This window comes from Companilactobacillus alimentarius DSM 20249 (assembly GCF_002849895.1).
Taxonomy (GTDB): domain Bacteria; phylum Bacillota; class Bacilli; order Lactobacillales; family Lactobacillaceae; genus Companilactobacillus; species Companilactobacillus alimentarius.
Genome location: NZ_CP018867.1, coordinates 2,260,521 through 2,285,909, shown reverse-complemented (window position 1 = coordinate 2,285,909; position 25,389 = coordinate 2,260,521). Strand labels below are relative to the sequence as shown.

Sequence of the window (25,389 nt, the reverse complement as noted above, 5' to 3'; positions counted from 1 at the left end):
TTATATTCCTGAGGAACCAAATCCTCCATTGCGTTTTCTCAAGCCGCCTTCATCATTATCAGACGTTAAATATTTTATAAAAATTCCTTGAGCCAAACGTTCGCCCTTTTTCACTTTATAGTCGACTGGGAAAAAATTGATCAGTTGAACAAACAATTCACCCTCATTACTATCATTATTATAGTAGTCAGCGTCAACCACGCCAATCCCATTAGGAATTGTTAAGCCACGTTTTAAGGGATTACTAGAACGACTAGCTATAATCAATACTTCGTCTTCTTGCATATAGGCTTTAATACCTGTTGGTACTAAAACTGGCTTGATTGACTTTTGTACCTCAGCAATTTTTTCGTCATCCATTTTTCCTTTATTCAAAATAAATTTCAAAACATTAAAAAAGCCAAATTTCCAAATTGAAGGGACAATAAAGTCCTGGGCGCTTTCAATATCATATCCAGCAGCATTTTTAGTTTGACGTACTGGCAAATTTATTCCTTTGCCTTCATATTTTTTCACAATCTCAAATCCACGTTTTTTTGTCAAATTGAAAACTCCTTAAGCATTAGATAACTAAAATAATAGCATTTTAGCTCATATAAAACTATTGATTCACTGACTTTCTTCTTATAATAGAGTAATATTAAATTAAATAAATTAAGCAGGAGGTAATTTTATGGAAATGAATCATGAGGATGGACGTTTTTACCTTGTAAATGATGGTAAAACAATCGGTGAACTTACCTATTCGACTGTTAAGGACGGTGTAATTTCACTCGATCATACTTATGTCGATGAACAATATCGCAATCAAGGCTTAGCAAAAAAGCTTTTGAATGCCGTCTTAGATTTCTCTGATTTAAAGGGGTTAAAAATCGTTCCAGTTTGTGAATATGCTAAAGTCGCCTTTCAAAATAGACCAGAAATTAGATTTTTATTAACTGAAAATTACCAAAAGCTCTTAAAGGGGGAAAATTAGTTGAACCAAGATGAATTAAAGAAAGCTGTCGGTACTAAATCGGTCGATTACTTCAAGAGTAATAGCGTAGTAGGATTAGGTACTGGCTCGACTGTCTACTATATGATTGAGGAATTGGGTCGCAGATTAAAGAATGGAGAACTTGAAAATATTGTTGCCGTAACAACATCTTCTCGTTCTGAAAAACAAGCTCAAGAATTGGGCATTCAAACCAAAGACCTCAACGAAGTGGATCACATCGACTTAACCATTGATGGTGCCGACCAAATTGACAAAAATGGTCAAGGTATCAAAGGCGGCGGTGGCGCTCATCTACTAGAAAAAATGGTTGCTACAAACTCTAACCGTAACCTTTGGATCGTTGATAAATCAAAAATGGCTGACAAATTGGGAAGTTTTCCATTACCAACTGAGGTAATCCCCTTTGGTAGCGAAAAGACTTTTAACGATCTTCAAAAAGAAGGTTTGAATCCAGAATTTCGTCTCAATGAAGATGGCAGTCGCTTTTTAACACACAATAAAAATTATATTATTGATTTAAAAATTGGTACAATCAATCATCCCCATCTACTAGCTGACTGGTTAGATCATCAAGTTGGAATAGTTGCACATGGATTATTTCTTGATATAGTTAATACTATTATCGTCGGTTACGAAGATGGACCTAAAGTAATTGATAATATCAGATAAAAGGAGAATTTTTGTATGACAAAAGAAATCACATCATCAGAATTAGATAAATTTCAAACAGCCTTTGAAAATACACCAGGTTCTTCAGCAATTAAAAATGCTGTTATTAACAACGGCCTCTTTAAATCAAGTGAGACCCTTGCTTCTAAGGTAGCAATGGATCCAACTTTCTCAATCGAATTGGATACTGGTAAGGTTGCTGATCAAAAGCAATCAGGACTTTGCTGGGTCTTTGCAGCTTTGAATACAATGAGACACCCTCTTCAAGATAACTTCAAGATCAAGGGCTTCGAGTTATCTCAAGGCTACATGCTTTTCTGGGATAAATTGGAAAAGTCAAATTACTTCTTTGAAAATGTTATTAAAACAGCAGCTTTACCAACTGGTGATCGCAAAGTCGATTTCCTAATGGCAACACCTCAACAAGATGGTGGTCAATGGGATATGGTTATGGCACTAGTTCAAAAATATGGCGTCGTTCCTAAGGCCGTTATGCCAGATACATTCAGTCGTACAAACTCCTCTGAACTAAATAACGTGCTCAACAAGAAATTATGTAAAGATGCCATCATCTTGCGTGACCTCGTTAATGACAACAAATCTGAAGAAGATATTGAACGTAAGAAAAACGAATTGTTAAGTGAAATCTACAAGATCTTAGTTTATACAGTAGGCGTACCACCTACTAAATTTGACTGGGCTTACCGTGATGATGATAAGAACTATCATAAAGAAACCGGTATTACACCACAAGAATTCTTCAAGAAATATGTCGGCTGGGACTTAGATAGCTACATTTCAACTATCAACGCTCCAACAGCTGATAAACCATACAATCACGTTTATACCGTTGAAATGCTAGGCAATGTTATCGGTGGTCGTCAAGTTCGCCACTTGAACCTTGAAATCAATGACTTCAAGAAATTAGCTGTTAAACAACTTCAAGCTGGTGAAACAGTTTGGTTTGGTAGTGATGTTGGTCAAAGTTCCGATCGTAAGATTGGTATCATGGATACAAAGATCTATGACCTCGAAGGTTTACTCAATACTGACCTTAAGATGACCAAAGCAGAACGTCTTGATTACATTGAAAGTATGATGACACACGCAATGGTTATCACTGGTGTTGATTTAGACGAAAATGGCAATCCACTCAAGTGGAAAGTTGAAAATTCATGGGGTGAAAAAGTTGGTAACAAAGGATACTTTGTTATGAGCGACTCATGGTTCAATGAATTCGTCTATCAATTAGTTATCAATAAGAAATATTTAAGTGATGATCTTAAGAATACCTTTGAAACTGAATCTAAAGATCCTAAGGTTCTTGCTCCTTGGGACCCAATGGGTGCTTTAGCATAAAACAAAACCAGAAAAATGGGCCTGCAATTGTAGGCCTATTTTTTATTGATTTATTCGAGACTTTCATCTACAGTGCTTTATAATGAAATTAATATTTGAAAAGGAGTGTCAATATGAAAAATAATCAATTTGCTATTCGTCCCACCAAGTTCGATGACCAAATCAAAGAATTGAAAGAAATCGGATTTCTAGATAAAGACAACAGTTCTGAAACAGACTCAATCAAGTTATGGAAAAGCTTTCTTAGTAAGGCTTTCTTAGAAGCAAAGACTTCTTCTAACTTTGAAGAAAAATTACGTACTTATATGGCTACTGAAACACAGAATCTAAGTGAATATCTTGATTCTGCAACCAATGTTTCAGTTGTCGCTTTTTATAATGTTGCCTTACAGTTATTAAAATTCAATCCTGACGTCGACTTTTCATTTGACGCTCCACTGACAGCAATGAAAAAAATCCAATTGTTAATCGCTAATCATCAGAATGGTTATTTTACCACGAGTGAACTAAAATCTGCTTGGTATTGGCTTCTAGCTACTCACAATAAAGATGGGCAAACTTTCATCGATTCATTAGCATCTAAAGGTTACTTCACCACATTCTATGGCAAAGTATCAAAGCCTTTACTATTCAATGGTAAAACCCTACCTGTCTTTAATCCTCATAAATTAATTCGAGAGGTTGTTTATGTCGAGTCTCCTCAAGATAGCGATCATGATGGCAAAAGAGATTTACTTAAGGCTGAAATCCTTCGTCCCTACGAAACTGAACATGGTCTGAAAGTCCCTGTCCTTTACACGGCCAGTCCCTATAACCAAGGAACTAATGACGAAACTGGTGAAAAACTAACTCATAACGTCAACGTTCCCTTAACACACAAAGAGCCAAATAATTTACAGTACAAAGATATTGAATACGTTGCAAAAAGAACAGAATTACCTGAACCCCGCGTTATCAATGGTGAAACCAAAAAAGCTGAAGAGACTTTTGCTAGAGAAAGTTCTTACACTTTAAATGACTACTTCTTAGCTCGTGGATTTGCGGTCATTTACATGGCTGGGATCGGTACTAAGGATTCTGACGGATTCAGAACCACTGGCGATCCAGATGAAACTACTTCTACTATTTCCATTATCAAATGGCTAACTGGTGATCTTCCCGCCTTTACTAACCGTACTGATAATATTGAGATTAAAGCTTGGTGGTCAAATAAAAAGGTCGCTATGACGGGACGTTCTTATTTAGGAACACTTGCTACAGCAGCTGCAACCACTGGTGTTAAGGGTCTGAAAACTATCATCAGTGAAGCCGCCATTTCTAATTGGTACGACTACTACCGTGACGGTGGTCTAGTTATTGCTCCAGGTGGATTCCCTGGTGAAGATGCTGATGTCTTAGCCGAGGAGACTTTTAGCCGTCGTCTTCAACCCGGTGATTTCCACAAAATCGAAGATCAATGGGACCAACAAATAAAAGATATTCAAGTGGGTCAAGATCGTGATAGCGGTGATTACAATACTTTTTGGGACGCCCGTAATTATCATAAGAACTTCAAGAATATCACAGCTGATGTTTTCATGGTCCATGGCTTAAATGATTGGAACGTCAAACCTCGTAACGTTGAACGTCTCTGGAATGGTATTAAGTATAACGGCGTTACGCAAAAAATAATCTTACATCAAGGACAACACATCTATATCAATGCCTTTCGTTCCATAGATTACAGCGACATTATTAATCTCTGGTTAACTAATGAGCTCTTAGGTATAGATAATCAGGCAAAAGAAATTATCCCTAACGTCATCAGACAAGATAACGTTAAACCTGAAACTTGGACTGCTTACAAAGATTGGGCTAATGAGGATGATGATACCCTCAAGTATAACTTATCAGATGATAAACTAACTACCGAAAAATCTGAGACTGCTACCGCTTCGTTTACCGATAATCTACCTAAAACCGATTTTGAATTTTATCGTGATGACAACGTTACATGGCAAAAAGATCTACTGGCAGATAACGCTAAATTACTTAACACACACTTGACTTTTAAAACAGCACCTCTAACTAAAAACCTCTTACTTGATGGAAAAATAAAACTTAATTTACAGGTATCTTCTAGTGAAGATTTGGGTATGCTGAGTTTTCAAGTAATTGATTTTGGCAAAACCAAGCGTCTTAATGTTTCTCCAAGTCTACTTTCTAAAAATAGTCTTGCTGAAACCTATGATTGGCGTGAAGATGATCTTCGAGAATTCACTCTCGGCAAAGAATCAACAGCCAAAATGATTACCAAGGGGCATATTAATTTACAAAATCGGAAGAATAATTATAAAGTTGATGAATTAAAGCCGAACATCTTCTACAATGTAACCGTTGACTTACAACCAACATTTTATAATTTGCAAGCTAATCACCAATTGGGATTGATAATCTATGCAACCGACTTTGGTATGACCGTACGTGGAAATCAAAATATTAAATATACAGTTCAACTGGATCAGTCTACATTAATTGTCCCTTTGCATAAGTAATATAAGCGCTACATAAGGCTTTAAATTAGGGAATTAAAGTCGACTAAAATAAATGTTTCATACCTTCATGCTTAATGTTACAATTGCCGTTGAACTGTTTATTTTTGGAGATTATTATATGGAAAAGACACAACTGAATTCATTGAAAAATAACCCCCATTCAAAGAGAAGCATTGCAGGATTTCTAATTGCATTAGGAATCGTTTATGGAGATATTGGTACCTCTCCTCTATATGTTATGCATTCCTTGATGGTTGGGAATGGTGGACTTGAAAAAATGTCTACTGATTTTATTTTGGGTAGTGTTTCCTTGATCTTTTGGACACTGACCTTGGTAACGACAATTAAGTATGTTTTGATTGCTTTACGTGCCGATAACAACGGTGAGGGTGGTATATTTGCCCTCTACACTTTAGTTAGAAAGCGTGCTAAGTGGTTGATTATCCCAGCAATGATTGGTGGGGCAACCTTTCTAGCTGATGGTATGATGACTCCCGCAGTTACCGTTACGGCGGCAATTGAAGGGCTCAAGGGTATCCAGATTCACAACGCAGTACTTATTAGTACGCAGAATCAAGTTATCATTGTAACTATTATCATCTTATCAACGTTGTTCTTTATTCAACGATTTGGTACACAGATGATCGGTCGAGCCTTTGGTCCAATAATGTTGATTTGGTTCGCCTTTCTGGGTCTAATTGGAATCGTCAATCTTTCTTCGGACTGGACGATTATTCGAGCTTTGAACCCTTACTACGCAATTAAGTTATTGCAAAGTCCTATGAATATTCGCGGAATCTTTATTCTAGGTAGTATCTTCTTAGCTACTACTGGTGCTGAGGCCTTATATTCCGATATGGGACACGTTGGTCGACCTAATATTTATACTAGTTGGCCTTTTGTTAAAGTTTGCTTGCTACTTAGTTATTTAGGTCAAGCAGCTTGGATCATTAGTGTTAAAGACAATGCTTCATTACAAAAAATGGGCTCAGCTATGAATCCATTTTATCAATCGATTCCTTCTGACTTTAGACTCTTTGGAATTTTACTTTCAGCATTTGCCGCAATCATCGCTTCACAGGCTTTGATTTCTGGTTCATACACTCTAGTTTCCGAAGCAACTAAGTTAAGAATGTTCCCAAGATTAAAAACTTATTATCCAACTAACTTTAAAGGACAACTTTATATCCCTACAGTTAATTCAATAATTTGGATTGTTTGTTTATTTATTGTTTTCTATTTCAAGACTTCAGAAAACATGTCAAATGCTTATGGTCTAGAAATTACTATTACCATGTTAATGACTACGATCTTACTTCACCAATGGTTATTGATGAAACGGGTCAATCGTATTTTTACAACGGTTATCGTTAGTTTCTTCTTTATCATTGAAAGTATTTTCTTCGTTACAAATAGTAGCAAGTTCATTCACGGTGCTTACATTACAATGTTCATCGCGGCCGTCTTAATTGCCGTTATGTTCGTTTGGAGATACGGCGAAAGACTCAAGGATGATAATACCTATCGGAGTCATTTTGCTTCCCTATTGGCTTTTAAGCACCAATTAAATGATTTAAGAAAAGATCCAAGTTATCCACTATATACAACTAACCTAGTTTATTTAACTAAGGTTCATGATGGATACCGGATTAAGAAAAATATCCTCTATTCAATTCTTGATAAACGTCCTAAACGAGCTCAAGTTTATTGGTTTGTCACTGTTAACGTTACCGATGAACCATATACCGCAGCTTACAGTGTTGAGACTTTTGACACTGACTACATGGTCAGCGTTCAACTCTATCTAGGATTTAGAGTAGATCAAAAGGTTAACGTCTACTTGCGTCAGGTCGTCAACGATATGATGTCAAATGGCGAGATTAAATCTCAACCACAGAAATATACCACTATTCCTGATCGTGATGTTGGGGACTTCTCATTCGTTATTATTAAAGAGGTTCTCTCACCTGATACTAAGATCAGTAATGTGAAGAAGAGTATCATTCACTTACGTCTCTTGTTACAAAAGTTTATCTCTCCAGCTAACTGGTTCGGTCTTTCATACAGCGATGTTATTGAAGAACGTGTTCCATTAGTACTTGGGAAAGTCTCCCTCAATCGCTTGCGTTTGGTCAGAAAAGACCGCTCAGCTCTCAAAGATATTAAGATTGATGAAGAGATTGATGATGACGACGAGGACGAATAACTAAAAAGCGCAATTGCATTAAAGCAATTGCGCTTTTTTGGTGTCAAATTTATTGATTAAGATCAGACATTTTGTCATAATCACAGTTTATTTTTGGTTTAATAAAATTTATTAATTATAATTTGAATTAATCAAGACAAAAAATTTTGATTAACTTAAATTAGAGAAGAGATCAATAATATATGTTTACTTACATTCAAATCCTTGATTCCAACTCCCATTTATTCAGTGGTTATGCCGATTATCGTTTTCACAAGGGGTTGCTTTCACTAACGATTTCTCATGGGGCAGAGCCTGCCCATCATATTGAAATTGCAATAAATCAAATCACTGATTTATTGATCGATGATTTCTATGGTTATGAGAGAATTAGTTTCGTCTATAAAGGCAAAAAGATTTTCATTATCAATAGTGGCTATGGCGAATCAAACTATTTCAAAAATCATATTATTCAAGCAGTCAATATTTAGAGATTAAAAAAAAATCCGTGGTAATTGAAAAAATCAATTACTACGGATTTTTATGCGAATGAGGTTGCAACACTACCAATAACAATCAAAACGATTCCTAGGATCGTAAATTTCAATTCTCGGCTACTCTTCTTCTCATTTAAGATAAAGATTCCACCAAAGGTTCCAATCACTACGTTTAGTTGTGTCCAAATGAAAGCTGATGTATTACCGTTAGCCTTAGCGGAAAAGATATAAGCAAAGGCAGCAATTCCCCAAGCAATACCTGCAAAAATATTCAAATAATGTTCTTTTTGCTTAAAGGCTTTGACATCGGTAAATAAGGCATAAATCACTGCTCCAACTAAAATCCCTAACATCTCAGGTAGAAAAATACCAGTACCACTTTGATCTTTAACAATTGGCATATTAGGAAATGATGAATAGATCCAAAAACCCACGGTAGTACACAATAGGAATATGGCATCTTTTAATTCCATCTTGTTTCCTTCAGTACTATCAGTCACTGAGGTCAAAAGTGCTCCTACAATGACAATCAATAAAGCAATTATACCAATTACTTTCGATTGAACTCCAGACCAGTCGCCAAAGATTAGCATTCCAATAATAGAATTACCTACCAATTGGAAAACAGTTGATAATGGAACTGTTCCTGAAACGCCAATTCGCTTGAAAGAAATGAATTGACCGATTTGACCGATTGTCCACAAAGCTCCACAAAGAACTGAAAACCAAAAGGCCGTCGTGCTTACTGCTGGCTGCGTAATTATATAAGCTACGAACCCGACGATTGTTGCTCCAGCACCGATTCCGAACATTTGGTTAGCTGGTGATCCACCAATTTTACCAGTGATGATTGGCATAAAGCCCCAACCTAGTGCTGGTATTAGTGCAATTAAAATATTCATAAAAACTCCCTCTAATTTACAGAAATAATAATAATTTTAAAAGCAATAAATTTCTTCATTAAAAGAATATTACCAATATTAACTCTTGCCATATTTCAAATATTTAATGATTATTACTTTTATTTTAGATCGTTAATTGACATGAAAATCATGTAACTGACTAGACCATTTAAATATTTTACATCATAATCTTCAAAAAGAAAGCATTTTCTTAAAAAAATAAATCTAAAAAAAAATGTTTTCAAAGCCTTTACGCTTTGAAAACACTACTGATCTTGACGATTTGAAGATATAATATTTAATTTTTCATCAAATTCATAAATTAATGGTGTACCGTTAGCAACTTCAACTCCGTCAATATCTTTATCGCTAATTCCTTCGATATATTTAATCAAAGCCCGAATCGTACTTCCATGTGCAACTATCAATTGGTCTTTATTATCAAGTAATCTCGGTGCAACATGATCAACATAATAAGGTACAATTCTTTGATAGGCTTCATACAAACTCTCCGCTACAGGCATAATATTGGCGTCAAAGTACTTATATGGACCTACATTAGGATCTGGTTGAGCAAGCTTAGGAGGAACTGAATAAAAACTCCTTCTCCATTGATGAACTTGTTCAACGCCAAATTCTCTTCTTGTTGCATCTTTATTTTGACCACGTAAAGCACCATAGTGACGCTCGTTTAAACGCCAGCTTTTAGTTATCGGTACATAATTAAGATTCAAATCATCTTGAATAATATAAGCTGTGATAATTGCTCGTTTTAAAACTGACGTATGAACATGCTCAAATTCAAAACCTCGCAATTTCTTTGCAGCTACGTGTGCTTGGATTCTTCCCTCATGCGTCAAACCAACATTATTCCAACCAGTGTATTGATTCAATGCATTGGCTATGCTCTCACCATGTCTGACCATAACAAGTTTTACCATATTATGACATTCCAACTTTCATTATAAAATTACCTACTAATCTTAGCACAAATGCCACTTCTTATTAATCTATCAATGAGTTATCCAATCCTCTAGAACATTCAGCTTGCAAAGTTACATGCGTAATATGAAATTTATCATTCAACATCTTATCAACGACATCATAGATTGAATCCAATTGCGACACATTACAAGTTTTTTTAACATTAATATGAGCATCTAGCATAATATGATTCTCATCAATCATCCAAACATGTACGTGATGAACCTTGACTATTTCCGGTACAGTTAAAATTGCCTCTTGAACAGCGTCCAAATCAATTTTAGGACTGGCCTCCATAAGAATATTGATTGTTTCAAAAACCACGCTAAAGGCCTCTTTTAAAAGCCACAAAGCAATCACAATTGTAATTAAAGGATCAACCCATATCCAATTGAATAAAATGACAAAAATAGAAGCTACAAAAACGCCCACTGATGAAAGTGTATCTGACAACATATGCAAAAAAGTAGCTTTAATATTTAAATTATCTTTTGATCCAGCAAAAAGAATCCACATTGAAATAAAGTTGGCTAGTAAACCAATTATTGAAACAATCATCATTAGGCGTCCATTAATCTCTTGAGGTTGCGAGAGCCTTCTGAAAGATTCAAACACCATAATAACGGTAATTACAACCAAAATGATCGAGTTTACAAAAGCTGCTAAAATTTCGGCACGCTTATAACCAAAGGTCTTTTGTACATCATTTTTCTTTTGACCAATCACATTTGCGACAAAGGAAATCACAATAGATAAAGAATCCTCCAAATTGTGAAAGGCATCTGAAATCAATCCTAAACTACCAGAAAAGAAGCCTCCAATAAATTCTGTAATTGTAATTATGACATTGAGTGCAGTGACATAAAAAAAGCGTTTGCCAGTTACTTTTTCATGATCCATATAATCTGCCTCCTCGCGTCTATCATAACAATCATTTATCAAAATATAAAAAGGATGACCCTTATTTTTTCTCTAACTACAAAACGAAGCCAATTCACTATACGAATTGGCTTCGTTCTTGAGTAGTATTTAATTTTAAACCTTATTTAGCTGTTAACTTAGCAACAACTTTAATGGGATGAGCGACATCTATAATATCAGAGAATCTATTAGTAATATAGTCTCTCATACCGTCACGTGCTTCCTTTTTAGAAACATTATGACAGACACGCTTTTTAGCAACTTCCTGTCCCTCTTTGCTCAAGAAATTACAAGTAACTTCATAATCGCCATGACTTCTAAATAGCATCATCATTGCGACCCCCTTCTATTAAAATAACATCTCATTAATATCGACCAGATATTTATACCACTTTTTTTAAGGCGGTTCAACACTTTAATTTAATTTTTATTTTTTAAAAAATTGTTAGCAATTTCTAGTAAATTAATTCATAGTTAATAATTATGATACTATAATCTTAATTACCAATGACCAATTATTCATCGGGGAGAAAACATGAATAGGCATAATAATAATTCTAAAGCAAATTTAACACGTGAGAGCTTACGTCGCAGACACAAGCCTTTCTACAAAAAGAAATTTTTTATCATTTCTTTGATTTTAGTTATCATTTTGATAATTGGTATACTAATTTTTTGGAAGACAAATACGTCAAATAACGACACCCACACAACGCAGCCTTCTCATAAAATAGAAAAAGTAAGACCTAAAAAAGAAACTAAAAGCAAGAAAACGACTAAAAAGAAACCAACTAAAAAATAAAAAGCACAAAAAGTTGAAAAAGAACCTACTTCAAAAGAACAAAAAAGTGACAATAATACTGAGCAAAAAAAAGAACCAGCAAAAGATAGTCAGCAAAAAGCACAAACTAACTAAATTAAAAATGCTGGAACATACAATGACTTAACTTATGATACCGATTGGTACACTTTTAAAATTTCTAATCAAATCAAATTGATCAAAGATGCAAATGGTGATCCTGCTTTATTAGTTAAATATAATTACACTAATAAAACTCAGAATAACGAAGTTCCCCAAAAGGTCCAAAATACTGCCATTATGATCAAACAAGATGGGCAACAATTAAACCCTACAAGTGCTACAGGTGATTACACTACTATCATCAATAACAGTAATACAGGACAAGTTCAACCAGGTAAGAATTTTGATGGTGCTTTAATTGTTAAGGTTAAAAACACCGATTCAGAAATTACGATGTACTTCAAAAATATTCAAACTAACGAATGGCTAGATACCACCCAACCATTAAAATTAAAATAAAATTATTCAAAAATGAATCTAGTAATCAACTTGATTGCTAGATTCATTTTATTTTAACGTTCAGAAATTGACCAAACTTCATCTTGTTTTGACACTTGGAAATCCTTCAATTGCCTATATGAGATAAATAGAGCAATTAGAAAAAGGACTCCAATTACGTATAATGAATCAATTGAGAACTTCATCTGAGCGGATTCAGCCACCAATTTATCGGAAAACATTGGAAACATATCTCTGAAAGCATGCAGAAGAATAACAATCGACAAATTTCTAGTTTTTACATAAATGGTCCCAAATAATAGACCCACAGCTGCTGCAAATATTACTTGTCCTGAAACATAACCTATCGGCAAAGATTTCAAATTCATCAAATGTATCAGGCCAAACATAATACTAGATCCAATCACTGCGCCAAAGGCATTGTTGTGTAACAATTTTAAAAATAGACTGACTAAAATACCTCGAAAAATATACTCCTCAGCTAAACCCACTAATAGACATAATACGACAATCCGTAATTTAACTTTAAAATCCGATACACCCAATACGGCCGAATTTAACATAAAAATAATGATTATCGCTGGCAAAGCTGTATACAATTGAGTTCCTAAATTTCTTGAATTGAACCAAAACATTTTCTGCTTCAAATACTTTTGGTTTAATAAAAATGCTACAACAAATACCAAAACATCACTAATAATTTGCCATAGCTCGTCAACCTTCTGATTCCTTATAAGTAAGGCCAGAATTACCATTACAATTGGAAAAATTAAACTAGCGATAATAATTTTAGTGAGATTACTCTTCAAAAATTTCATTGACTCCTCCTTCATCTTTTATTTTCAATTATATTAGAAATTTACTTGACATGAAACGCGTTCGATAAACTATTCTATTTTTGTTGAGATACGGTTCTACACATCGCAATCAATCTCCTTAATGTAAAACCACCCTTCATGTATTTCACTATTTATTTGTTGAAAAAATGCTTCAAAAAAGTCCAATGCAACAATCAATAAAGGATTGTTACATCGGATTTTTTAGTTTTCAGAATTTAATTGATTATTCATTTCACACCTGTGTTTCAAAAGCGTGATTAGTCTATCAATATTTTTACGTTCACTAACTTTTCCTTGTGAGTCCCAAGTTAATTCCAAATTAACTTCTCCATTATCAATAAAAACGACTAAATACTTTTCATGACAAAATTGACTAACGTCTAAAATTCCACCATTGACGGTCTGACTATTTATAATTACCGGACCATTTACAATCTTAAAGCTATTGATTGCAGACGGGGGCACAAATATACTCTTTTGATGCAACGGGAAATAAATTAAAGCAACTCGTTTGAGCCAACTATCATAATCTACATAATAAAGGCCCGTTTGATCGATTCTCCAGCCTCCATACAGTTCTTTTAAATAACGAGGATAAATCACTAGACTATCAATCAGCATTGCAAGGATACCGCATAGAATTGCTAGTAAGATTACTTTTGAAAAGACCACAGAAGCCATTACTTCTACCATTGTGCCTAGGAAAATACTACTTAATAATGGTTTAAAACTGATTTTTCTAGCAAAACTCAATTCGTTTTCCATCCCAATCACCTTGACCATTTATTTATCTTTAAGATATATCTAAATGAACAAATTAGCCAAAATAAAGTTCTGAAAATAAGCAAATTATGTCTGTTTGGCATAAAAATGCTACACATAATTTATTTTATTCTTTAAACCTAAAAAATCCCAATATACCAATCATCTTAATGACTGTTATATTGGGATTTTTAATACTTATAAATTAAACTTATTTTTTCTTTTTATTCTTCTTATTAGGATTCTTTTTAAAGGCCCTCGCAACCACTTGGAAGAAGGTCAAAGATTTAACAATACGATTAGGTTCAATGTAAACTCTAATAGCTCTAAGAACTCTTTTGGGGTCCTTTGAGGAAAAGGCAAACATTCCATTCTTTTTAGTTTGAAGTGCATATCGAGGTATCCACTTGCCACCAAACATGACAGAAACAACAACCTGTTGAACTTCACTCCAAGGTATTTGAATGTAGTTGGAAACATCACGTTCGTCATAAAATTCGAACCCTTTATCGCCAACCATGATTTTCCCATAATCAGTTAATCCTAAATGTGAAGTGCCTTTAATGACCAAATCCGCTTTGGTATTTAATGATTGGACCATTTAACTTCCTCCTATGTTTCATTAAAAATATTATACGTCGAAATTTTTCTATTATCAAAAAAGAATAATGGACCCAATAACTCAAATTTGAGTTATTGGGTCCACTGTTCTTAAAACCTGAGAGCATAACACATCATGTTTTGCTCCCCAATATAATTTCTCAATTTATTACATAACATGAAGTACGTGTAGTAGAACACCAACAACGAACAATCCAAGAATGATAACAATTGGAGAAACTTTCTTCTTTAGTAACCACATGCAGAACAATGTTAGAAGCAAAGCAGCTAAACCAGGGATCAATTGATCCAAGTTATCTTGCAATGTTGTTACTTTATGAGCAGTCAATGATAGACCAGATTTTTGTTGAATCAAAGCTTCCTTGATTCCTTGTGCACCTGATGGGATCTTTGACCAATCAATATAGGCACCCTTAGCTAACTTAACAGTTGAAACTGTTGGCGTGAATTTAACAACAACCCAACGGTTAATTAATGAACCTAGGATAAACATACCTAAAATTGAAGCACCCTTAGTGATATCTTGTAGAACACCACCAGAAACGTCATCAGTAATCTTTGAACCGGCTTTATAACCAAGCTCTTGTGTGTACCACATGAAGGCCATACGAATAGCATTCCATGCAATGAAGTAAATAATTGGTCCAAGAATATTACCAGTCATAGCAAGTGAAGCAGCTAAAGCACCGATAATTGGCTTAACAGTGAACCAGAAAACAGGATCACCAATACCAGCTAAAGGACCCATCATACCAACTTTAACACCTTGAATAGTAACATCATCGATAGGTGCACCCTTTGCACGTTCCTCTTCCAAGGCCATTGTTACACCAAGAATAGGTGAAGCCAAGTATGGGTGACAATTGAAGAATTCCATGTGACGCTTTAAAGCAGCAGCACGATCTTCTTTTGTTTTATATAATTTTTTCAAAACTGGAATTAATGAATAAGTCCAGCCACCATTTTGCATACGTTCGTAATTCCATGAACCTTGAAGGAATGTTGAACGCCACCAAACAGCTATTCTATCTCTTTTAGAAATTTTAACTTGATCTGCCATTTTTATGTGTTCTCCCCTCTTAATAGTTATCTATTATGTCGCCGACTGGATCACCGGTGTTAGAGGAAGATCCTCCACCATCGTTAGATGAACCGCCATTGCCACCTGATTTAGATAATTTCAAGTAGATGAGCGCCATAGAAATACCGATAGTACCAAGACCAATAAGTGTTAAATCTGTAACTGTAGCAAGTACGAAACCAATTGCGAAGAATGGCCATACTTCACGACTAGCCATCATGTTGATAACCATTGCATAACCAACGGCAACAACCATACCACCACCGATTGACAAACCATCTGTCAACCAAGTAGGCATAGCATCTAGCATTGCCTTAACAGGACCAGCACCAATTGCAAGAATCAATCCAGCAGGGATAGCGATACGTAGACCTTGCATACAAATAGCAACATATTGCCAGAAATCAATTTTTCTAAAACTACCTTCTTCAGCAGCTTTATCCATGATATGAACAATACCAGTTGCCAATGTACGACATAGAATTGTTAATAGTAATCCGGCAACAGCCAAAGGAACGGCAATAGCAATAGCTGAACCGACACCCTTTTGTCCTTGACCACCAAGAACAAGAATAATAGCTGAAGCGACAGCTGCCAAAGCAGCATCAGGTGCTACGGCAGCACCGATATTAGCCCAACCTAAGGCGATCATTTGCAATGAACCACCAAGGATAAGGCAAGGTAACAATTGACCTGTAACTAAGCCGATTAAAGTACATGCGATAACTGGTTGGTGAAAATGGAATTCATCCAAGATACCTTCCATACCAGCTAGGAATGATACTAAAACGACAAGAATAATCTGAATAGCATTTAATTGCATGATTATTAATCCTCCGTTTTATTTCTGTATAAATTTAAATCCTAATTATTTGTTCTTATCTAACTCTGCTTGAGCTTTCTTCATGATATTATCAAGATTATCCTCAGAATCTGTAGGAACCTTACGAACATCAAACTTAACGCCTTGTGATTCCAACTTCTTGAATGTATCAATATCATTTTGATCAAAAGCCAAAACTTTATTAGGTTGAACTTTACCAACTGAATGAGCCATTGAACCAACATTGATAGTCTTCAATGGAACGCCCCCATCGACAGCTCTTTCAACATCTTGTGGTGTTTCGAATAATAGCAATGCACGTTCTCCACCAAAATGCTTATCATCCTTAGCAATCTTGATCATTTGATTGATAGGGACAACGTGAGCATGAACACCAACTGGTGCTGCTTGCATAATCAATTGTTTACGCAAATCATCCTTAGCAACATTATCTGAAACAACGATGATACGTGTAGGTGCAACAGTTTTTGACCAAGCAGTAGCAACTTGTCCATGTAATAGACGTGAGTCAATACGAGCCAAAACATATTTCATTGAACCAGGTTTACCACCTGAAGTTTGTTTTGGTGCAGCTTTAGGTGCAGCATCCTTAGGTTGCAATGATTCTGGACGAACCTTAACACCATCTTTTGCTGTTTCAATAATATGAGCAGCAATTTCATGTGCTGAGTTCATTGACATACGTGAAGCATAAGCTTCAATCAACATAGGTAAGTTAAGTCCGGCAACGATAGCCCACTTATCTTTATGTTCTTCGAACAAACCGTTAACTTGGTTGAATGGAGTTCCGCCCCAAAGATCGACTAAGAACAAAACTTGTTCTTGATCTTCAAGCTTGGAAACAGCTTCTTCCAATTTTGCCTTAAGGTCATCAGGCCCCATGCTAGGTTGTAATGTAACGGATTGAACATCTTTTTGTTCACCGAAAATCATTGAACCAGACATCTTGATACCGTCGGCAAAGTCACCATGGCTTGCAATAATAATTCCAACCATGTTTCATCCTCCTTATATTTTTATGTTATTAAAGCGCTTACTTTGACCACATAAAATGGGTCTAAATAAAATGATGAATAATATCTAGATAAATCGCTTTAATATAGCTCACCCTTCATGTGAACCCTTACATAATATCATTTTTTCAGAAAAAAAACAGCCCTTTTTTAAAAAAAGTCTAGACCAGACTCAATAAAATTAATATTTACTAAATTTTTAATTATTTTTATACACACTTGGCATATTAATTGAGACTATTGTACCAAGGTTCTTAATAATTAATTATTATCCAATCAACTTTATTTTCAAAAATATTAAGTCTTCTAGAATCAATTTGTGATATTTGAAAGCCGATTTGTACTTTCACTATTTTTCATAAAAAAGTGCTACAACCCCTTTAATATCAACAATTACAACCATTACTACAAAAAACAAATATATTTTTATCCAATATTTTTTCACTTGTTACATAAATGTAACGGGATGTTACTTAGCTCAACCGTCCTTTTATTCTTCAATAATTTTTTTATAAAACATTTTACTTTGCAGAAAAGGTCTATACCTATATATCACAAAATAATTTAATCCTTCAACCTAAAAAAATCCGACGTAATAACTATCTAGAATAGTCATCACATCGGATATTTGGATTACATATTATTTATTTATAAAATAGAATTACTTAGTTGTAACTTTCACAACTTCATGATCTAAATTGACATCTTGATTCAAAACGTTGTACTTCATATAAGCAACACTAGGCATATTAGTAATAATAACCATCATATCAGTCTTCTTACCCGCGTCAGTAATTTGTTTAAGATCTACTTGGGCAAGCTGCTCGCCATGTTTGATCTTTTGACCATCAGTAACCTTGATTTCAAATGGTTCGCCTTTCAGTTGCACAGTATCAATCCCCATATGCACTAGTACTTCCAAACCATTATCAGTCTTAATACCTAAAGCATGCTTTGTAGGGAAAATAGTAGTAATTGTACCATCGACTGGAGCAACAATTTTACCATCACTTGGAACTACCGCATAGCCATCACCCAACATTTTTTGAGCAAACGTTGGATCGGAAACTTTTTCAATATCTTCTAATTTACCATTAGCGACACTATAGAAGATATCCGTTTCGCCAGACTTAATATCGCTAACTGGCTCTGTTTGTACATCTTTTTTATCAGAATCACTATTAGTAGTAGAAATCTGAGCATTTTCAGCATATAACTTCTTCAATGCATCAGCGACAAATTGAACCTCTGTTCCGACAACAATTTGGATATTAGTTTTATCCAAAACATTAATTCCGTTAACATTAGCACTCATAATTTGTGACTTATTTGCTTTACTTGTGTCTTCCAATTGCAGACGTAGACGTGTCGTACAATTATCAATAACTTTAATATTATCATGACCACCGATTCCAGCATAAATCTTCTTAGCAGCAATCATATATTTGTCATCACTATCAGATGTAGCAACAGCGACCGTTTGATCATTGGCACTATCATCCAATGGTTCACGACCTGGTGTCATGAGATTAAATTTCTTAATTGCAAAATCAAAAACAAAGTAATAGATAAATGCCATTACAATACCTTGTACTAATAGCATATATGGTTTATTTGCAATCGGCATATGGAAACTTAGAATATAATCAACCAATCCAGCACTGAATGTGAAACCAGCTGTCCAGTGCATAAATGCTGCAAATCCCATTGATAATCCTGTTAAAACAGCGTGGATAACATACAATGGCCAAGCAACAAACATAAATGAGAATTCCAAAGGTTCTGTAACACCAGTAAAGAATGAAGCAAAGGCTCCAGCCATCATCAAACCAGCTGTAGTTTTTTTACGTTCTGGTAGAGCATTTTTATAAATAGCCAATGCTCCAGCAGGAAGACCAAACATCATAACTGGGAAATAGCCAGCCAAGTACATTCCTGTTATACCCTTTGTTCCTTTGTTGGCCCAGAAATTACCAATATCATTAATACCAGCAATATTAAATTCAAAGACTTGATTCAAAGCTTGATGCAATCCAGTTGGAATCAACAGACGATTGAAGAATCCAAACAAACCAGCACCGACAGCACCCAAGCTGACGAAGAATTTACCAAAACTAATTAAGGCGTTATATAGAACTGGCCAAATAAATAGTAGAACAACGGAAACAACTAACATTACTAAAGTGGCTAAAATTGGAACCAATCTTTTTCCACTAAAGAATGAAAGAGCCATTGGTAACTTAGTTTCATGGAAACGATCAAACAATGCCGCAGCAATCAAACCTGCAACAATACCAATGAAAACATTTCCTGCAATCGCATTAAAAGCTGGATCAACAGCTTTAACATTAATTCCCTTTAATAAAGCAACTTGATTGGGAGCCAAAACATAAGTGGGAACAATATATGCAACGACCCCAGCCATTGCAGCAGCTCCGTCCTTAACTTTAGACATCCCGATTGAAAGTCCAATAGCAAATAATAAAGCTAATTGACTCAGTATTGCCGTACCACCGACTTGTAGAAATTGAGATAAACTCCAATTCTGTGGTAACCAGTGACCAATACCTTCAAGTAACGCTGCTGCTGGCAAAACAGCCACAGGCAATTGAAGTGATCGGCCCATTCTCTGAAGATAGGTTTTCATTTTCCTATTTTCCTCCTTATACGAATAGAACATTTATAACAAAACTAATGATACTGGTATACATCCAATACTGCAACAACAAACTATTATAAATATTTAAATGAAAGTTTATTAATCGCTTACATTTATTATAATGGACTAGACTATTAGTAAATTGGTATACTCCAACTATACTATTTGTAAAATATTAGAAGAATTTAACTATTTCTTTAATATTGACATGATATAGGATTCCTGATATCTTTATTACTACTATACGAGGGAGTGAACTTTACTGAAAACACATCTTATATATTTCTTACATCGAATTTTGAGCTGAGTGTGCACATTACTATTAAGCAATGCGCTTTTTTTAACCCTAAAATTAAAGGAGATGTAAATTGAAACCTAAATCATATCAACTAGGCTTTGAAAAATTAAAAGAAACATATAACACAAATGAATTTAAAACTGGACTAACTGCAACCGAAGCTAAAAAACGTCTGCAGGAAAATGGTCCTAATAAATTAGAATCTCAAAAAACACCTAAATGGAAGATGTTTATTCGTCAATTTAACAATATGGTTATCTATGTGTTGATTGCATCTACCATTATCACCTTATTGATGGGACATTATTCCGATTCAATTATTATTGGATTAGTAATCGTGATCAATGCAATTATCGGATATTATCAAGAAGCTAACGCCTCTGATGCTCTGGAAAAAATCAAACAAATGCTATCAATCGAAGCGACTGTTTATCGAGATGGCAAAAGAAAAGATGTTCCAGCCGAAGAATTAGTCGTTGGCGATACAGTTTTCTTAGAAGCCGGTGACAATGTTCCCGCTGACCTTAGAATCATTGATTCGGATAATCTCCGTATTCAAGAATCAGCTTTGACGGGTGAAGCCAATTCGGTTGAAAAAATTGCGGATAAACTAACTGATGAAAATATTCCACTAGCCGAACAGACTAATATGGCTTTTGCCTCAACAGCGGTCACTAATGGTAGTGGTAGTGGACTAGTTATCGCCACAGCTTCCGATACTGAGATTGGTAAAATTTCTACTGAAGTTAGTTCCGTTAAACAAAGAAAGACTCCATTGATGCAAATTATTGATGGTCTAGGAACAAAGGTCTCGTATTTTATCGTAGCCGCCTCAATCTTGATTTTTATCGTTGGTTTGATTTTTGACACCTATGCCCTACCAGTTCTAGCCTTAGCTGTTGTAGCAATGATGGTTGGTGCGATTCCTGAAGGTATGCCTGCTACCACCTCAGTTATTCTAGCCAAGGGTGTTAGTGACATGGCTAAGAAACAACATACGATCGTCAAAACTTTACCTGCCGTTGAAACTTTAGGTTCCGTTGACGTTGTAGCAACTGATAAAACTGGTACTTTAACTAAGAATGAAATGACTGTCACCGATATTCTAGTTGATGACTTAGAATTACAAGTTAGTGGAACGGGCTATGAACCAAGTGGAGAAATTACTGACCATGGTCAACCTGTAAAGATGACATCTAAATTAAAACTACTTTTACAGGGTGGCTATTACGCTAATGATACCGAGTTACATCATGAAAATAATCAATGGATTATTAGTGGTGAACCTACTGACGGTGCTTTCTTAACTCTCTATCATAAAGTTTTTCCTTATGGTCAAGCTGACTCATTTGAAGAAGTCGACATTTTACCTTTTGATTCAGATTACCGATATATCGCTAAACTTGTTAAAAACGAGCAAGACGAACGGATTCTTTTTGTAAAAGGTGCCCCTGATAAATTATTGGATATGGCTCGACTTCAAGATAAAAATTTTGATTACGATTATTGGTTAAATAAAGTTGAGGCTTTTTCTAAAGAAGGTAAACGTGTTATCGCGGTAGGTTATGAAAAGGAGCCTGACAATACCGATACCGTAACTCAGGAAATGATTGTCGATGGACTTAATTTCTTAGGGTTAGTTGCTATCATTGACCCACCACGTGAAGAAGTAATTGAATCATTGAAAGTTATGAGAAGCGCCGGGGTCGAGGTTAAAATGATCACTGGGGACAATGCTATTACCGCTAAATCAATCGGTAAAAAACTTGGTTTGGCTGACGAGATCAATGCTATTACTGGTACGCAGTGGGATTCTCTCTCAGATGACGAAAAAATTGTTGCTGCCAATAAGAATCAGGTTTTCGCTCGTACAACACCTAGTAACAAACTAGAAATTATCGACGCTTTACAAAAGGATAATAAAGTTACAGCAATGACTGGCGACGGTGTCAATGATGCCCCTGCTTTAAAGAAGGCTGATATTGGTGTGGCTATGGGTATCAAAGGAACTGACGTTGCTAAGGACTCTGCCGATATGATCTTAACAGATGATAATTTTGCAACCATGTCCTCGGCTATTAAAGAAGGACGCCGTATCTTTGATAACATTAAGAAAAGTATTCTGTATCTCTTGCCGATTTCCTTTTCTGAAGGTCTCATCGTAGCCTACGCTATTTTGACTAGGCAAGAAATTCCCTTGCAACCGACACAATTGTTGTGGATCAATATGGTTTCGGCTATCACGATTCAATTTGCTCTAATTTTTGAACCCGCTGAAGAAGGAATCATGGATCGACCACCACGAAAAACTGGTAGTAGATTAATGAACCGCCACGACGTTTTTCAAATGACCTATGTAGCAATCTTAATTGCTGCGGTCAGCTTAGTCATCGACACTTATCTTAATAATTTAGGTGTTGGTGAAGTAATCTCAAGTACAACTATGGTCAATACATTGATTATCGGTAAGATTTTCTACCTATTTAATATCAGAACTCCAAAATTAGCATTATCCAAAGAACTATTCTCCAATTCAAAAGTTTTTATTTTCGTTGGATTAATGTTATTGCTCCAACTATTTCTAACTTATGTACCTTTCATGCAAGACATCTTCTCAACGGGAGCCATCTCCTTGTCTGAATGGGGACTCGCTATCGCAGCTGGAGCAATTGTTCTGGTAGTTACCGAAATTGACAAATTAATTAGAATTAAACTTCAAAAATAACAAAGCAAAAGAGTTGTACTATCTGAAAATAATCAGTTAGTACAACTCTTTTTTATGTCTGAAACTAAAAAAATTACGTTATATTAATTACTTTTCTGAAACCAATGGATATTGATTGTCCAACACATAGCCAAAACCACGTACTGTTTTAATGCAATCTTTTGTTGCAGATTTCTCTGCTAGTTTATCTCTTAAATGACTAATGTGAATATCAACCGTTCGACTCGAGCCCGTCGAATCATATCCCCAGACTCCTTCTAATAGTTGATCGCGACTTAAAACCTTTCCACGATGTTGAACTAAATACCAAAACAGACTGAATTCTTTTGGCGTTAATCCAATATCATAGCCACGGTGTGTGACCTTATAGTGCTTAAAATCAATTACAATATCGTTATATTTGACTGTTTCAGTTCGATATTCCTGCTTTTTACCTTTTTTTAAATCATTTGTAATAGAAAAACGATCGTAAACCCAAAATAATTGCTTTACCTTAGCTACTAATTCCGGATATTCAAATGGTCTAGTAATGAAACTATCTATATTAATATTATAAAAAAGTGACCGTTTTTTCTTATCTTTAGCTGGTGCTAAAACGATAATTGGTCCCGAAATCTTATTACGCAACGATTTCAGTATTCTTAATGATTGACTCATACTGGTAATTGATGAATCCCAGAGTAAACCAGAGGCGCCCTCATTTTCAACCAGTTTTTCAACTTCATTTGGATCGGTTACATTTCTGATAAACCATCCCTGATTATTAAAATAACCATTGATCTCAATAAAAAGCGGTAGCTTATTACTCAACAATACTAGCGGTTGCATCCTATCTCTACTTCCTTCCGGTCATTTAGTATTGTAAAGAAATGAAAACTCTACAATATTAAAAAGTTTAGAAAAGGTAAATTTTCTTAACAAAACTAATAACAGCCACTTAACATTTTGATTATAACAATGAAAATTAAGTAGGTCATTTACAAAGACAATTTCATCCATTGTATTTCAATATACCCAAATACAATTTTTGTAATAGTGGCTCCTTCTCTTAAGCACCTTTACAAAACTCAGTCTACTAAGTAAATGTATATTTTATTGTCAACTTTACAAAATCTTTACATTAAATAAACATTAAATATACACACCCCCTCTATATTTAAAAGTGTTCGATAAATGATTTTATCAATACGACTTTGAATAGGGGCTTGAGAAATGAAAAAGAAAACTATTATCTCATTAGTAATGGGACTAGCAGCATTGATGTTAGTTTTAACTGGATGTGGAAACAGTAGCAGTAAAGAATCTTCTGCTGCGTCTAAAGGAAATAATAACAGTGAAACTTCCGGCAAAATCACGGCAGTTGGCTCAACTGCTTTACAACCACTTGTTGAAAAAGCTGCTACTAATTTCCAAAAGAAGAACAGTAAAGTTAATATCACAGTTCAAGGTGGAGGTTCTGGTACTGGTCTAAGTCAAGTACAAGATAAATCTGTAACTATTGGTAACTCTGATATCTTTGCTGAAGAAAAACAAGGTGTCGACGCTAAAAAGCTAACGGACCATAAGGTTGCCGTTGTTGGTATGGCACCAGTTGTTAACAAAGATACTAATGTAAAGAACCTTACAATGGATCAAGTTAAAAAAATCTTTACTGGTAAGATCACTAATTGGAAAGAAGTTGGCGGCAAAGATGAAAAGATCACTGTTGTCAATCGTGCTAAGGGTAGTGGTACACGTGCAACTTTTGAAGCTGCTGTACTAAAAGGTGCTGAAGCTGTTAAATCACAAGAACAAGATTCAAATGGTACTGTTCAAAAAATCGTTGAAAGTACACCTGGTGCAGTGAGTTACTTAGCATTTTCATACATTAATGACAAGATTCAACCAATTTCAATCGACAATATTAAACCTACTGACAACAACGTTGAAAACAACAAATGGAAAATCTGGTCATATGAACATATGTATACAAATGGTACTGCTAAAGGTGCCGCTGCTAAATTCTTAAATTACATGAATTCAGATGACGTTCAAAAATCATTAGTTAAAGACATGGGATACATTAGTATCCATAATATGAAGGTTCAAAAAGATTCTAAAGGAACAGTTAGTTCTAAATAAACAACTAGAGGAACTTCAAGCCAGTAAAATCTTGGTCGAAGTTCCTTTTTTTATATA

At 35.0% G+C, this 25,389-nt stretch carries 22 protein-coding genes; 9 read left to right on the top strand and 13 right to left on the bottom strand.

The window, feature by feature from the left end; translation table 11 throughout:
- Positions 1-543 (bottom strand): dCTP deaminase/dUTPase family protein, encoded by a 543-nt coding sequence (locus LA20249_RS10980; RefSeq protein ID WP_057739105.1) that lies wholly within the window; start codon positions 541-543, stop codon positions 1-3.
- A gap of 130 nt (positions 544-673) precedes the next feature.
- Between LA20249_RS10980 and LA20249_RS10975 the strand changes: the two genes are divergently transcribed.
- From LA20249_RS10975 to LA20249_RS10950, 6 genes are all read left to right on the top strand, one after another.
- Complete coding sequence (locus LA20249_RS10975; protein ID WP_057739106.1) at positions 674-976, top strand: GNAT family N-acetyltransferase; 303 nt, start codon at positions 674-676, stop codon at positions 974-976.
- On the top strand, positions 977-1,666 hold the full coding sequence (rpiA, locus tag LA20249_RS10970; RefSeq protein ID WP_057739107.1) for a ribose-5-phosphate isomerase RpiA: 690 nt from the start codon (positions 977-979) through the stop codon (positions 1,664-1,666).
- Between the two features lie 15 nt (positions 1,667-1,681).
- Positions 1,682-3,025, top strand: a complete 1,344-nt coding sequence (locus tag LA20249_RS10965) for a C1 family peptidase (protein ID WP_057739108.1) — start codon at positions 1,682-1,684, stop codon at positions 3,023-3,025.
- A 113-nt stretch (positions 3,026-3,138) separates the two neighbouring features.
- A complete protein-coding gene (locus tag LA20249_RS10960) occupies positions 3,139-5,559 on the top strand; it encodes a Xaa-Pro dipeptidyl-peptidase (RefSeq protein WP_057739109.1) in 2,421 nt (806 codons plus the stop codon).
- A 118-nt stretch (positions 5,560-5,677) separates the two neighbouring features.
- Positions 5,678-7,765: a KUP/HAK/KT family potassium transporter gene (locus tag LA20249_RS10955; protein ID WP_057739110.1), complete on the top strand. Its 2,088-nt coding sequence runs from the start codon at positions 5,678-5,680 to the stop codon at positions 7,763-7,765.
- Between the two features lie 182 nt (positions 7,766-7,947).
- Positions 7,948-8,235, top strand: coding sequence for a hypothetical protein (locus LA20249_RS10950; protein ID WP_057739111.1), 288 nt, complete (start codon positions 7,948-7,950; stop codon positions 8,233-8,235).
- Positions 8,236-8,285: 50 nt separating this feature from the next.
- Here LA20249_RS10950 and LA20249_RS10945 read toward each other — a convergent pair whose 3' ends face one another.
- From LA20249_RS10945 to LA20249_RS10930, 4 genes are all read right to left on the bottom strand, one after another.
- The gene (locus LA20249_RS10945; RefSeq protein WP_057739112.1) at positions 8,286-9,143 is read right to left on the bottom strand and encodes a GRP family sugar transporter; all 858 of its coding nucleotides are present in this window, start codon (positions 9,141-9,143) and stop codon (positions 8,286-8,288) included.
- Positions 9,144-9,409: 266 nt separating this feature from the next.
- Positions 9,410-10,084: a 2,3-bisphosphoglycerate-dependent phosphoglycerate mutase gene (locus LA20249_RS10940; protein WP_057739113.1), complete on the bottom strand. Its 675-nt coding sequence runs from the start codon at positions 10,082-10,084 to the stop codon at positions 9,410-9,412.
- A gap of 64 nt (positions 10,085-10,148) precedes the next feature.
- On the bottom strand, positions 10,149-11,027 hold the full coding sequence (locus LA20249_RS10935) for a cation diffusion facilitator family transporter (protein WP_057739114.1): 879 nt from the start codon (positions 11,025-11,027) through the stop codon (positions 10,149-10,151).
- Positions 11,028-11,169: 142 nt separating this feature from the next.
- A complete protein-coding gene (locus tag LA20249_RS10930) occupies positions 11,170-11,382 on the bottom strand; it encodes a hypothetical protein (RefSeq protein ID WP_235806769.1) in 213 nt (70 codons plus the stop codon).
- A gap of 582 nt (positions 11,383-11,964) precedes the next feature.
- Here LA20249_RS10930 and LA20249_RS10925 point away from each other — a divergent pair.
- The gene (locus tag LA20249_RS10925; RefSeq protein ID WP_083477935.1) at positions 11,965-12,369 is read left to right on the top strand and encodes a DUF5067 domain-containing protein; all 405 of its coding nucleotides are present in this window, start codon (positions 11,965-11,967) and stop codon (positions 12,367-12,369) included.
- 53 nt (positions 12,370-12,422) lie between these two features.
- Here the strand turns inward: LA20249_RS10925 and LA20249_RS10920 are convergent, their stop codons facing one another.
- The 7 genes from LA20249_RS10920 to nagE form a co-directional block, all read right to left on the bottom strand.
- Entirely contained in the window at positions 12,423-13,187 is a 765-nt protein-coding gene (locus LA20249_RS10920; RefSeq protein ID WP_057739118.1) for a CPBP family intramembrane glutamic endopeptidase, read from the bottom strand.
- 222 nt (positions 13,188-13,409) lie between these two features.
- Positions 13,410-13,973, bottom strand: coding sequence for a hypothetical protein (locus tag LA20249_RS10915; RefSeq protein ID WP_057739119.1), 564 nt, complete (start codon positions 13,971-13,973; stop codon positions 13,410-13,412).
- A 208-nt stretch (positions 13,974-14,181) separates the two neighbouring features.
- Positions 14,182-14,571, bottom strand: a complete 390-nt coding sequence (locus LA20249_RS10910; protein ID WP_057739120.1) for a DUF956 family protein — start codon at positions 14,569-14,571, stop codon at positions 14,182-14,184.
- 168 nt (positions 14,572-14,739) lie between these two features.
- Positions 14,740-15,651 (bottom strand): PTS system mannose/fructose/sorbose family transporter subunit IID, encoded by a 912-nt coding sequence (locus tag LA20249_RS10905; protein ID WP_057739121.1) that lies wholly within the window; start codon positions 15,649-15,651, stop codon positions 14,740-14,742.
- Positions 15,652-15,670: 19 nt separating this feature from the next.
- Positions 15,671-16,495 carry a PTS mannose/fructose/sorbose transporter subunit IIC gene (locus LA20249_RS10900; protein WP_057739122.1) on the bottom strand — a complete coding sequence of 275 codons (825 nt, stop codon included), beginning with the start codon at positions 16,493-16,495 and terminating at the stop codon, positions 15,671-15,673.
- Between the two features lie 45 nt (positions 16,496-16,540).
- Entirely contained in the window at positions 16,541-17,512 is a 972-nt protein-coding gene (locus LA20249_RS10895) for a PTS sugar transporter subunit IIB (protein ID WP_057739123.1), read from the bottom strand.
- 678 nt (positions 17,513-18,190) lie between these two features.
- Positions 18,191-20,176: an N-acetylglucosamine-specific PTS transporter subunit IIBC gene (nagE, locus tag LA20249_RS10890; RefSeq protein WP_057739124.1), complete on the bottom strand. Its 1,986-nt coding sequence runs from the start codon at positions 20,174-20,176 to the stop codon at positions 18,191-18,193.
- Between the two features lie 380 nt (positions 20,177-20,556).
- Between nagE and LA20249_RS10885 the strand changes: the two genes are divergently transcribed.
- Positions 20,557-23,211: an HAD-IC family P-type ATPase gene (locus LA20249_RS10885; protein WP_057739125.1), complete on the top strand. Its 2,655-nt coding sequence runs from the start codon at positions 20,557-20,559 to the stop codon at positions 23,209-23,211.
- A gap of 87 nt (positions 23,212-23,298) precedes the next feature.
- Here the strand turns inward: LA20249_RS10885 and LA20249_RS10880 are convergent, their stop codons facing one another.
- Positions 23,299-24,039, bottom strand: coding sequence for a winged helix-turn-helix transcriptional regulator (locus LA20249_RS10880; protein WP_057739126.1), 741 nt, complete (start codon positions 24,037-24,039; stop codon positions 23,299-23,301).
- 384 nt (positions 24,040-24,423) lie between these two features.
- Here LA20249_RS10880 and LA20249_RS10875 point away from each other — a divergent pair, with 384 nt between their 5' ends.
- Positions 24,424-25,332 (top strand): phosphate ABC transporter substrate-binding protein PstS family protein, encoded by a 909-nt coding sequence (locus tag LA20249_RS10875; RefSeq protein WP_057739127.1) that lies wholly within the window; start codon positions 24,424-24,426, stop codon positions 25,330-25,332.
- Positions 25,333-25,389 lie beyond the last annotated feature (57 nt).

Coding starts and splice junctions, on each gene's coding strand:
- LA20249_RS10975 (WP_057739106.1), top strand. CDS start 674: ATGGAAATGAATCATGAGGATGGACGTTTTTACCTTGTAAATGATGGT.
- LA20249_RS10965 (WP_057739108.1), top strand. CDS start 1,682: ATGACAAAAGAAATCACATCATCAGAATTAGATAAATTTCAAACAGCC.
- LA20249_RS10960 (WP_057739109.1), top strand. CDS start 3,139: ATGAAAAATAATCAATTTGCTATTCGTCCCACCAAGTTCGATGACCAA.
- LA20249_RS10955 (WP_057739110.1), top strand. CDS start 5,678: ATGGAAAAGACACAACTGAATTCATTGAAAAATAACCCCCATTCAAAG.
- LA20249_RS10950 (WP_057739111.1), top strand. CDS start 7,948: ATGTTTACTTACATTCAAATCCTTGATTCCAACTCCCATTTATTCAGT.
- LA20249_RS10945 (WP_057739112.1), bottom strand. CDS start 9,143: ATGAATATTTTAATTGCACTAATACCAGCACTAGGTTGGGGCTTTATG.
- LA20249_RS10940 (WP_057739113.1), bottom strand. CDS start 10,084: ATGGTAAAACTTGTTATGGTCAGACATGGTGAGAGCATAGCCAATGCA.
- LA20249_RS10935 (WP_057739114.1), bottom strand. CDS start 11,027: ATGGATCATGAAAAAGTAACTGGCAAACGCTTTTTTTATGTCACTGCA.
- LA20249_RS10930 (WP_235806769.1), bottom strand. CDS start 11,382: ATGATGATGCTATTTAGAAGTCATGGCGATTATGAAGTTACTTGTAAT.
- LA20249_RS10920 (WP_057739118.1), bottom strand. CDS start 13,187: ATGAAATTTTTGAAGAGTAATCTCACTAAAATTATTATCGCTAGTTTA.
- LA20249_RS10915 (WP_057739119.1), bottom strand. CDS start 13,973: ATGGAAAACGAATTGAGTTTTGCTAGAAAAATCAGTTTTAAACCATTA.
- LA20249_RS10910 (WP_057739120.1), bottom strand. CDS start 14,571: ATGGTCCAATCATTAAATACCAAAGCGGATTTGGTCATTAAAGGCACT.
- LA20249_RS10905 (WP_057739121.1), bottom strand. CDS start 15,651: ATGGCAGATCAAGTTAAAATTTCTAAAAGAGATAGAATAGCTGTTTGG.
- LA20249_RS10900 (WP_057739122.1), bottom strand. CDS start 16,495: ATGCAATTAAATGCTATTCAGATTATTCTTGTCGTTTTAGTATCATTC.
- LA20249_RS10895 (WP_057739123.1), bottom strand. CDS start 17,512: ATGGTTGGAATTATTATTGCAAGCCATGGTGACTTTGCCGACGGTATC.
- nagE (WP_057739124.1), bottom strand. CDS start 20,176: ATGAAAACCTATCTTCAGAGAATGGGCCGATCACTTCAATTGCCTGTG.
- LA20249_RS10880 (WP_057739126.1), bottom strand. CDS start 24,039: ATGCAACCGCTAGTATTGTTGAGTAATAAGCTACCGCTTTTTATTGAG.
- LA20249_RS10875 (WP_057739127.1), top strand. CDS start 24,424: ATGAAAAAGAAAACTATTATCTCATTAGTAATGGGACTAGCAGCATTG.